Genomic DNA, 9747 nt, shown 5'->3' on the forward strand with positions numbered 1-9747 from the left:
TGAAGATGGTGCTGAAACTGGAAAAGAAGTTGAGCATGCTAATATGATTGTTAGAGTTGTAAACTCTGATGCAAACCCTTATGGTATGGCAGGAACAAGAATCCATGACCATTCTCATCCTGATTGGAGACAAGATGTTGATATTTTAGTACCTGGTGCTGGTGAAAAATTAGCATATATTACTTTACCAAAATCAACTTGTTATGAAGATGCTAAAACTCAAATTGATAAGGCATTGCAAAGTGAAAAAACAGCTAAGAAAGCTGAATCGTGGATGTTGAAATCTACCATATATAGTAATCTTGCTGCCGATAGCTCCATTACTAAAGAACAAGCAGCGACTTTCCAAACCGAAGCAGCCAATGCACTTAAAAAATATATGGAATTAGCTGTACGTGCTTTACATACAGCATTTGGCTTGGATGCTTAAGAAAATCTTAAGGTAGGCGTTTTATATTAACGTCTACCTAAGTTTAAGATTAACGTCATTTTAGTTGTTTGTGCTCTACTCAAAACACTCAGTTATACCCTGATAGATGCCAACAGCGATAAAATACTTTGGTCTTAGGCCAAGATTGCCACCTGTATAAAATCTAAAATCAGATTTTATGTTATCACTATCAACATTTTGTCGGTTTTTTTGTATTTAATACGCATTAACGCTTGATTTTGTAGGTCAGAAAACTTAAAAAGAAAATAGTTTATTAGACACATCCGTCTTAATACTCTATATGATTGTTAACTGACTGGGAATCTAATGGAAACTGCAAGGCAAATGCACAAATAAGCCTCAAATAACAAGCTGTTTCTACTCAAGGAGATTAACTATGTTAATTTTAACTCGTCGTGTTGGCGAAACTTTAATGGTTGGTGACGAAGTAAGCGTGACTGTATTAGGCGTAAAAGGCAACCAAGTTCGTATTGGTGTCAATGCCCCTAAAGAAATTGCTGTACATCGCGAAGAAATCTATCAACGTATTCAACGTGAAAAAGTCATCAATCAACATCATGATCACGACGACTTTAATAACTAATAAAATTCGAATTTTCACTCCCAAAACATTTAATACGTTTGGCCAACCATTACTGTTTTAAGAGTGATTATTCGCAAAAACAAGAAAGCCCAAGTTTCAATCATCCTGAACTTGGGCTTTTTCTTTGACTTCATGTCGATGTTGACTTAATGTCACCTTGCAGCATCCAATCCTTCTACTCCCTGTGCGTATCCATTTGCTGCTACGCTAATCATTTGCTATCATCCTGAAAGCTTATGATCGTTTGGCTATCTTAGCCTCTTCCTCTACATCCTATGGCTTATGTCCTGTCCTTTTTTGCTATCCTTTGCATCATCCTGCGCCATGTGTGTATTATGCTGATTCCAAGATTGCATTTCTATCGCAAAAAATGGCAATTGATGTAGTATTTTTACTACAGTGTATTTTGAACCATTAAGTCAAATAAAAAGCCACTCAAACACCTACATCGGTACAGAAATACCGTATAATCGTCAGGTTTGTTTAGCACATCTCATATATAAGTGGAGTTTAAAAATGAGCCATGATCCTATTGTTATCGTAAATGGTGCTCGTACCCCAATGGGTGGTTTCCAAGGTGCTTTATCTAGCGTGACTGCACCTGAACTTGGCGCTGTTGCTATTAAAGAAGCGATTGCTCGTGCTGGTATTCAACCAGAAGATGTGCAAGAAGTGATTATGGGTTGTGTGTTGCCTGCTGGTTTAAAACAAGGCCCTGCCCGTCAAGCGATGTTAAAAGCAGGTTTGCCAGCCGCAACAGGTGCAACCACCATTAACAAACTTTGTGGTTCTGGTATGAAAGCCACCATGTTTGCTCACGATTTATTAGTGGCTGGCAGTGTTGATATTGCTGTTGCAGGTGGTATGGAGTCTATGACCAACGCACCCTACGTGTTAACCAAAGCTCGTGGTGGTTATCGTATGGGTCATGGTGACATCAAAGATCATATGTTTTTAGACGGTTTAGAAGATGCTGAAACAGGTCGTTTAATGGGTTCTTTTGCTCAAGAAATGGCGACAAAATTAGAGTTAACCCGCGAACAAATGGACGATTTTGCGATTGCCTCTTTAAAGCGCGCTCAAAAAGCGATTGCTGAAGGCCGTTTTGAAGCCGAAATCGTTGGTGTGCCTGTTAAAGGTCGTAATGGTGATACCTTAGTTGCCATTGATGAACAACCTGGTAATGCTAAAATCGAAAAAATTCCTAGCTTAAAACCAGCATTTGCTAAAGACGGTACAATCACTGCCGCTAACGCCAGCTCTATTTCTGACGGTGCATCTGCATTAGTATTAATGCGCGAAAGCACTGCTAAAGCACGTGGTTTACAACCTTTAGCACGTATTGTTGCCCACAGCACACAATCTCAACATCCAAGCGAATTTACCATTGCTCCAATTGGCGCGATGGAAAAATTATTTGCTAAAACAGGTTGGAACGTTGCTGATGTTGATTTATTTGAAATCAACGAAGCTTTTGCAATGGTCACAATGGCTGCCATGATTAAACACAACATTCCCCATGACAAAGTTAACGTACATGGTGGTGCTTGTGCTTTAGGTCATCCAGTTGGTTCTACTGGCTCTCGTATCATTTTAAGTTTGATTCACGCTTTAAAACAATACGGTGGCAAACGTGGTGTTGCTTCTTTATGTATTGGTGGTGGTGAAGCTACTGCAATGGCGATTGAATTAGTTTAATTTAATTAGCTAAACCCTCAAGCGCGGTTTGAATATTCATCCGCGCTTGTTGTTCAAATCTTTGTCTAAAATAATCCGTTTGATAAATCCACTCTCGTTGTAAAAAACTCTGTAATACCTTTGACCTACCTATACGATAATCTTGTTCGCTGACCCACGCATATTCTTGGCGAATTTGTTGTTCGTACTCATTAAAGCGAGTCGATTCTTGCCCTAAAATCGCTAAATCTATATCCAATAATAATTGGCCATCAACATCATCTTTGGCAATGGTGTGATGTTGAGTGGCTATAATTAACTGTTCAATGCGTTGTATTAATGTTTGTTGTGCGTGGCATTGAGTTAATACTTGCACTGCCCATGCTGCACTTTGTGCTTCATTGTCGTTGGCTTGTGGGTTATAAATGGCATCATGAAAATATAACGCAAGGGCTAATTCGGCAGGTTGTTTGGCTAAATGTTCTACCTCATTTAATAGGCTTAAACATTCTTGTAGATGTTGTTGGCTATGATAAAAACGCTGCGTTTGTGTATAAGCTGTTTGTAATTCTGCTAATAAATGACTAGAAGGCACTAAACTTAGGCTTTGCCACAGAGATTGCCAGTTCATTTTACACCTCACATCCGTTAATTTTTTTCAATGCTTCCCCAATGTTGAGAATACACTTTTTGACTTACCCAATGATGAAAAGTTGAAAATGGCCAGTCTTTAGCCGCGACCGTGTAACCATGTTTAACAGGATTATAATGAATATAATCCATATGTTGCTTAAAGTCATGTTCATCACGGATGCGATGCTCCCAAAAACGTCTCTGCCATATTCCTCTTTCACGTTTAGCCATTCGGCTTTGGCTCAGTATTTCGGTTTTTGCCATTTGTCGAGAAAAAGCGGCCTTAAATAACGATACCCTAGCAGCATAATTATCATCATTAATGGGTAATTGTATGAGCCAATGTATGTGTTCGGGTAAAATAACCATTGCCTGTAAAGAAAATGGCTGGTGTTGTTGGGTGAGTCGGTAGGCTTGGCGAACTTTATCTATGTTATCTGTCAGTAATGTTTGTTGACGGTTTAATAAGTTAAAAGTTAGAAAGTATGTACCGCCAGCCGTGCGATCACGAATATATTGTCGCATTTTGCAGTCCTTGCTTTATTTAGTGGTTTTGTCATTCTAACATCATTATATTAACGTAGGCTGTGGCTTTAGCCCAGCAAATAAGTACCTTTTTAAGCAATAAGCTGGGCAAAATGCCCAGCCTACACAATGACGTAACTCAAAGTTTTCCAAAAGCCTAGTTAAGTCATCCCCTTGGGCTTATAACCTTTACGCACAGTTTTGCGTTTTAACGGTTCGCTAATACCTGTTAAATCGCGTACCACTAAACCTGCCAAAGTAAAACCAAATAACGGTGGCAAATAACTTACTGTGCCATTAACGGCTCTTGGTCGTCCTGCGGAGGTTGGTGCAGGCGGCAACGGCGGTAAAGGTGGCTCTGTCGAATACACCGTACGAATGCCTGTACCCACATTTAAACGCTTCAAACGTTGACGCATTTTGCTCGCTAAATGACAAACATTGGTGTCATATAAATCGCTGACTTTAATTTGTGATGGGTCAGTTTTGCCACCTGCCCCCATACTAGAAGCGACATTTAAGCCCAACTTATAAGCGACTTCAATCAACGCCACTTTACAGTTAAGCGAGTCAATACAATCTAACACATAGTCATATTGATAAGCGGCAAAATGGGCTTCAAACAACTCTCGATTCATAAAATCAGTCATCACCATCAACTGCACATCAGGATTAATATCACGAACACGTGCCGCCATAATATCGGCTTTGTTTTGGCCAACTGTTGAGTTTAACGCCACTAATTGACGGTTAACATTACTAGCAGCAACCACGTCACAATCAACCAACGTTAAATGGCCAACGCCCATACGCGCCAAGGCTTCGGCAGCAAACGAGCCAACTCCCCCTAAACCTGCAATAAACACACGCGCGTTTTTTAAACGCTCAATTTTCTCATCCCCTAATAGGATGTGGGTACGTTCAAACAGACCTTGCATAAAATCACCCTAAATAAAAATCTTATCCTCCTGTAGCGAGGATAGATATTAAAAAATATGGCTTAATAAAAGCCGCTGCTTTTTAACGTTAAATGCAAAGCTTGGCAACTATTTTTCCATAAAATTTGTGCAAGCTGTTCTAAGGAAAGCTGTTTGGCTTGAGCTAAAGCATGGGCAACACTGGGTAAATAGGCGGGAGAGTTACGTGTATATTTGGCATTCTCTTGACGATGAGGCATGGGAATCATATCAGGTGCATCCGTTTCGATCACCAAACTTTCTATTGGCATGGCATTCACCACGCTATGTAAACGCTTGGCTTGTGGATAGGTTACGCTGCCACCAATCCCCAACTTAAAGCCTAATTTCGCATAGGTTTTTGCCTCTTCTACCCCACCCGAAAAAGCATGAACGATACCACCTTCGCTAAATTTTTGTTGTTTAATAATTTTAAAGACATCTGCATGAGCTTTGCGTACATGTAACACAACAGGCTTTTGATATTGTTTGGCTAAGGCTAATTGTTCAGCAAAAATTTGTTGTTGCTTTTGATAAAATTCAGGTTGTTTGATTTCGGCAACATAAGTGTCTAAACCTATTTCACCAATCGCAATACAATCATTGTTTTGCAAATGTTGTTCTAGTTGTGCTAAGTCGCTGTTTTGATGTTCGCTGATATAACAAGGATGCAGACCCAAGACTGGCAATAATTGTGGTTGCTTAAATTGCTGACAAACCGATAGTAGTTGTGGCCAATACTTGGCTAAATAGGCAATGACCGCCATCGCTTCTACCCCTTGAGCGTAAGCATCAGCTGCGACTTGTGTGCGATCATGGGCAAATTCTTCTACATCAAAATGGCAATGGGTATCTATCCACATTACAAAAACTCTGGTTTAACAATCCCTTTTAATTGCTCATAAGGCACAACAAATTCAGGCTGACCAAAAGCATAAGCCGCGATGGCATAGGCTTGATATTTAACAATGATGCCCTTTTCGCCAAGAGCAATATTATCAGTGGTCACAAATGGCCATGCTGTCATTAAATCAGGGTCAGTTAAATCATTTTGCTTTAACCATTGCTGATGTAGTTTTTTTACCAATGCCCAAAATGCTTGTTCTTGGCCTGTGACTAACACATCTTTTAACGTTAATAATTGTTGATTTTGACGATTAATATTTAAATACTTCGTCACTGGCGAGCCATGTGCGCCACCTAAATAAGTATCGCTATTCAGTTCAACCACTAATAACTGTTGTTTTTGACGCAAAATTTTTGATCGTAAATAGATATTCCATTGGCCTTCGGTTTTTGGCCAAAAATACTGGCTTAGCTGAGCAATCGTATTAAATTTTGGTTGTTTATCATCAACATAAACTAGCCCTACTAATTCCCTTTCAATCAATGATTTAAGTGCAGCATCTTCAATTTGTTGCAGTTCGACTTCCATATAAGGACAGTCATTACCCTTACATTGAGGTTTATTTTTCTTCCATGTTTCGTTTTTAATAATTAACGGTGCATAACTGGGGGTTGTAGCCACAGGCGTTGGTGTAGGTTTTTCTACAGGTTTGGGGGCTTGGGGCTTATCACAAGCCGATAAGAAAACCACTAACAAAGTGGGTAGAAGATAAATTTTCATATTCGCTTTCCTTAACCCTCTCCAAGACGGAGAGGGAATTTTATTAGCGATTAGTGTTCGCGCGTTTCTCTAAATTTAACATCTGGATAACGCTCTTGCATTAATTGCAAATTGACACGAGAAGGCGCAAGATACGTTAAATAGCCACCACCATCCTCCGACAATTGGTCATGGGCTTTTTTCTTAAATTCAGCCAATTTTTTCTCGTCACTGCATTCAATCCAACGTACCGTGTTAATGCTGACAGGTTCATAGACACAATCGACTTTGTATTCTTCTTTCAGACGGAAGGCAACCACATCAAACTGCAACACACCTACTGCGCCTAAAATTAAGTCATTGCTGTTATAAGGCATAAACACTTGAGTTGCACCTTCTTCGGACAACTCTTTTAAGCCTTTTTGCAATTGTTTGCTTTTTAAGGGGTCTTTTAAACGCACACGTCTAAACATTTCAGGGGCAAAATGGGGAATACCTAAAAAGTGTAAATTTTCGCCTTCAGTAAACGTATCACCAATTTGAATCGTGCCATGATTATGCAACCCAATAATGTCGCCTGCCCATGCCTCTTCTAAATGCTCGCGCTCACCTGCCAAGAAGGTTAAAGCATCAGCAATACGCACTTCTTTGCCCAAACGCACATGATTGAGCTTTAAACCTTTTTCGTATTTACCTGAACAAATTCTTAAGAAGGCAATACGGTCACGGTGTTTAGGATCCATATTAGCTTGAATTTTAAAGACAAAGCCCGAAAAGCCTTGCTCCGTCGGTTCAACCGCGCGCTCCGCCGCTTTATGCACTTTTGGCTCAGGCGCCCAACTGACAAAACCATTGAGAATATGGTCAACACCAAAGTTACCCAAGGCTGTACCAAAAAAGACAGGCGTTAATTTACCTGCTAAAAATAACTCTAAATCAAAAGGATGACTTGCACCTTGCACTAACTCTAAGGATTCGAGCAAATTATTTAACTGGTCGCCCAACAATTCAGCTAATTGGGGATTATCTAAACCTTGAATGGTTTGAATATCAACAATTTCATGGCCATGACCTGCTTGATATAAGTAAACCTTATCTTCGAGCAAGTTATAAACACCCTTAAAGTCGCGTCCCATACCAATTGGCCATGTAATAGGCGCACATTGAATTTTTAATACGCTTTCGATTTCGTCTAATAACTCAATCGGTTCACGGTTTTCACGGTCTAATTTGTTGATAAAGGTAATAATCGGTGTATCGCGCATACGACACACGTCCATCAATTTAATGGTTCGGTCTTCGACACCTTTTGCCCCATCAATGACCATTAATGCCGAGTCAACAGCAGTTAAGGTGCGATAGGTATCTTCCGAGAAGTCTTCGTGGCCGGGTGTATCTAACAGGTTAATAATATGGTCTTTGTAAGGGAATTGCATCACTGAGGTAGTAATCGAAATACCCCGTTGTTTTTCCATTTCCATCCAGTCAGAGGTGGCATGACGGTCAGATTTACGTGATTTGACTGTGCCTGCGACTTGAATAGCTCTACCCCACAATAACAATTTTTCGGTAATTGTCGTTTTACCAGCGTCAGGGTGGGAAATAATGGCGAAAGTTCTTCTAACCTTAACTTCATTAAGGAGTTGTTCGTGGCTCATAACTGGATTCTGCTCATTAGACATATCAAGATGTTAAAACCATAATCTTGATATAAAAGATAAATAATCGCTCAAATTATACCATAAAACTGACAAGCAATAACGCGCCATAAAAAAACCCAGTATTAACTGGGTTCTTTTATTAATAAAGTCGAACTAGCTTATTGCACAATTTCCAATAATTCAACTTCAAAGGTTAACACAGAGTTTGGAGGAATTGGGCCACCACCTTGTTCACCATAGGCTATATTAGCAGGAATGACAAAACGATATTTAGAACCCACAGACATTAACTGTACGCCCTCTGTCCAACCGGGAATAACTTGATTTAATGGGAAAGACACAGGCTCGCCACGTTTGATCGAACTATCAAACACAGTACCATCAATCAATTTGCCTTCATAATGTACTTTTACAGTACTTGTTGCTGTTGGCTTAGCACCTGTACCTTCTTTAATCACTTCGTATTGTAAGCCAGAAGCTGTCGTTTTAACGTTTGGCTTTTTCGCGTTTTCAGCTAAATAAGCTGCACCTTTGCTGACTGCTTCTGATGCTGCTTTCTTTTGTTTTTCTTCCAACACAAAAAATAAACATTGCAGATGCGAAAAGGGCTTTGGAATATATTGAAATTTGCACGCTCTCCTCCCCCAATGATGCGAAAAACTTAACGCCCACTTTTAAGATGCGGGCCGAAGCCCCTCAGGACGAGTATCTTGACCGCTATTATGCACGCAGATGTCTTGCTGCTCTGGGACGTTATCCAGAACTAGACCTCGTCTAATACCAGATCACTCCACCTGCGCGGATAGCCAGATCTCTTCCTGTTCGGATAGAGCGGCGGCCACGCGTTCATATTCCTTCTGGACGGTAATGGCTTTGTGATTATCCAGATAGAAATCTGGTGTGGCCATCGCGGCTTCCAATGTTTCTTTTTCAACACTCAAGCGCGCGATTTCTTTTTCGGCTTTTTCGATACGTTTGCGCAGGGCCGAAACATTAATATTTGCGGCAGGCGCCGATGCCGGCGCGGGGGGTGTTGCGGTTGTGGCTGCGGCAGCCTCTTCTTTCTGGCGGCCCGCGCGTTCCTTGCTGCGGCGTTCGCGGCGCTGCTGGATCACAAAACGGCGGTAATCGGCCAGATCGCCATCGAAGTTTTTCACCTCGCCATCATGCACCAGCCACAGACGGTCGGCGACACGCTCCACCATACCGGGGTCGTGGCTGACGATGATAACGGCGCCGTCATAGCCGTTGAGCGCATCGATAAGCGCCTGACGCGCTTCGATATCGAGGTGGTTGGTCGGCTCGTCGAGCAGCATGATATGCGGCGCATCGAAGCTCATACGGCAGAATAAGAGGCGTGCTTTCTCACCACCAGAAAGCTCATTAGGAAAACTCCAAATCTTATGCTTCAAATCCACAAGTTCGAGTACGTGCGGTACATCTGACGCAATTTCTTCGTCTGTTTTTCCGAGTGCCTCCATCGCAAAGGCAATATTTTCATATGCAGTCTTGTGCGGAAGAAGACGAAAATCCTGAAATACCACACCAATACGCTTTCGAAAACGTGTAAGCTCGTGTGAGCTTAGTCCATGGATATCTTCTTGTTCAAATAATACTTTTCCATCAGTTGGTTTTTCTTCAGCGAGAATAAGTTT

The 9747-nt window shown here is 41.0% G+C and carries 9 protein-coding genes and 2 pseudogenes; 3 read left to right on the forward strand and 8 right to left on the reverse strand.

Annotation, left to right across the window (positions count from 1 at the left end; all coding sequences use genetic code 11):
- The 3 genes and pseudogenes from Q0212_RS07710 to Q0212_RS07720 all read left to right on the forward strand — a co-directional run.
- Positions 1-430 (forward strand): hypothetical protein (locus tag Q0212_RS07710; protein ID WP_297924202.1); only part of this gene is annotated, 430 nt, incomplete at its 5' end.
- A gap of 397 nt (positions 431-827) precedes the next feature.
- Positions 828-1007 (forward strand): annotated as a pseudogene (csrA, locus tag Q0212_RS07715) (carbon storage regulator CsrA); the annotation flags it as partial.
- 543 nt (positions 1008-1550) lie between these two features.
- A complete protein-coding gene (locus Q0212_RS07720) occupies positions 1551-2732 on the forward strand; it encodes an acetyl-CoA C-acyltransferase (protein ID WP_297924203.1) in 1182 nt (393 codons plus the stop codon).
- A 1-nt stretch (position 2733) separates the two neighbouring features.
- Here the strand turns inward: Q0212_RS07720 and Q0212_RS07725 are convergent, their stop codons facing one another.
- The 8 genes and pseudogenes from Q0212_RS07725 to Q0212_RS07760 form a co-directional block, all read right to left on the reverse strand.
- Positions 2734-3342, reverse strand: coding sequence for a metal-dependent hydrolase (locus Q0212_RS07725; protein WP_297924205.1), 609 nt, complete (start codon positions 3340-3342; stop codon positions 2734-2736).
- A gap of 17 nt (positions 3343-3359) precedes the next feature.
- The gene (locus tag Q0212_RS07730) at positions 3360-3869 is read right to left on the reverse strand and encodes a transposase (protein ID WP_297924207.1); all 510 of its coding nucleotides are present in this window, start codon (positions 3867-3869) and stop codon (positions 3360-3362) included.
- A gap of 161 nt (positions 3870-4030) precedes the next feature.
- Positions 4031-4807 (reverse strand): tRNA threonylcarbamoyladenosine dehydratase, encoded by a 777-nt coding sequence (locus Q0212_RS07735; RefSeq protein WP_297924209.1) that lies wholly within the window; start codon positions 4805-4807, stop codon positions 4031-4033.
- 62 nt (positions 4808-4869) lie between these two features.
- Entirely contained in the window at positions 4870-5688 is an 819-nt protein-coding gene (locus Q0212_RS07740) for a TatD family hydrolase (protein WP_297924211.1), read from the reverse strand.
- Positions 5688-6452 (reverse strand): DUF3298 domain-containing protein, encoded by a 765-nt coding sequence (locus Q0212_RS07745; protein ID WP_297924213.1) that lies wholly within the window; start codon positions 6450-6452, stop codon positions 5688-5690. Before Q0212_RS07745 ends, Q0212_RS07740 begins: the two co-directional genes overlap by 1 nt.
- A gap of 50 nt (positions 6453-6502) precedes the next feature.
- A complete protein-coding gene (locus Q0212_RS07750; RefSeq protein WP_297924217.1) occupies positions 6503-8089 on the reverse strand; it encodes a peptide chain release factor 3 in 1587 nt (528 codons plus the stop codon).
- Positions 8090-8250: 161 nt separating this feature from the next.
- A pseudogene (locus Q0212_RS07755) lies at positions 8251-8667 on the reverse strand (FKBP-type peptidyl-prolyl cis-trans isomerase); the annotation flags it as partial.
- A gap of 210 nt (positions 8668-8877) precedes the next feature.
- On the reverse strand, positions 8878-9747 hold an 870-nt coding region (locus Q0212_RS07760), incomplete at its 5' end, for an ATP-binding cassette domain-containing protein (RefSeq protein ID WP_297924215.1).

The sequence above is a fragment of the uncultured Agitococcus sp. genome (assembly GCF_937920075.1).
In the GTDB taxonomy this organism is placed as follows: Bacteria; Pseudomonadota; Gammaproteobacteria; order Pseudomonadales; family Moraxellaceae; genus Agitococcus.